This window comes from Streptomyces sp. NPDC006430 (assembly GCF_040612395.1).
Taxonomy (GTDB): Bacteria; Actinomycetota; Actinomycetes; order Streptomycetales; family Streptomycetaceae; genus Streptomyces.
In genome coordinates this window covers 1-1075 of record NZ_JBEXQA010000124.1, presented here as the reverse complement: position 1 = coordinate 1075, position 1075 = coordinate 1, and the positions used below count along the sequence as shown (strand labels likewise).

1 protein-coding gene is annotated in these 1075 nt (G+C 66.7%); it reads right to left on the bottom strand.

Features of this window, described 5'->3' with window-relative positions:
* On the bottom strand, positions 1 to 1075 hold a 1075-nt coding region (locus ABZZ20_RS36895), incomplete at both ends, for an amino acid adenylation domain-containing protein (protein WP_356877446.1).

Sequence of the window (1075 nt, the reverse complement as noted above, 5' to 3'; positions counted from 1 at the left end):
GGTCCAGCTTCCCGTTCACCGTCAACGGCAGCACGTCCAGGACCACGACCGCCGACGGCACCATGTACTCCGGCAGCCGACCGGCCACGAACTGATTGAGTTCCAACGGCAGTTCGCCATCGCGGCCCTCGCCGGCGGGGACCACGTAGGCGACCAGGCGCTTGTCACCCGGAACGTCCTCACGGGCGATCACCGCCGCCTGAGCGACCTGAGGGTGGCCGGCAATGACGCTCTGGACCTCACCCGGCTCGATACGGAACCCGCGGATCTTGACCTGCTCATCCGCCCGGCCCAGATACTCCAACTGACCGTCCGCGTTCCACCGGGCCACATCCCCCGTGCGATACAACCGCTCACCAGCCGCACCGTACGGGCTGGCCACGAAACGCTCCGCCGTCAGACCAGCCCGGCCCACATACCCACGCGCCAACTGCACACCCGCGACATACAACTCACCACCCACACCCACCGGCACCGGACCCAGCGACGCATCCAGCACATACAGACGCGTGTTCGCCACCGGCCCACCGATCGGCACCACCGCATCACCCGCACGGCACTCCCAAGCCGTCACATCCACCGACGCCTCCGTCGGCCCATACAGATTGTGCAGCTCCACCCCACCACCGAAAACCTCGAAAAAGCGCTCCTGCACCCCCGCCGACAACGCCTCACCCGAACACACCACCCGCCGCAAACCCCCACACAAGGACGCAGCCGGCTCCCGCAAAAACGCCTCCAGCATCGACGGCACAAAATGAACCGTCGACACCCCCTCCGACCCGATCACCGACGCCACATACGACGGATCCCGATGACCACCCGGACGGGCCACCACCAGCACCCCGCCCTCCAACAACGGCCAGAAGAACTCCCACACCGACACATCGAAACCGAACGGCGTCTTCTGCAGCACCCGCTCACCCGGCACCAGCCCAAACCGCGACTGCATCCACACCAGACGATTCACCACGCCCGCATGCGACACCACCACACCCTTCGGCCGACCCGTCGACCCCGACGTGAACAACACATACGCCGCACCCGCCACCGACAGAGCCCCACCACGCTCCAC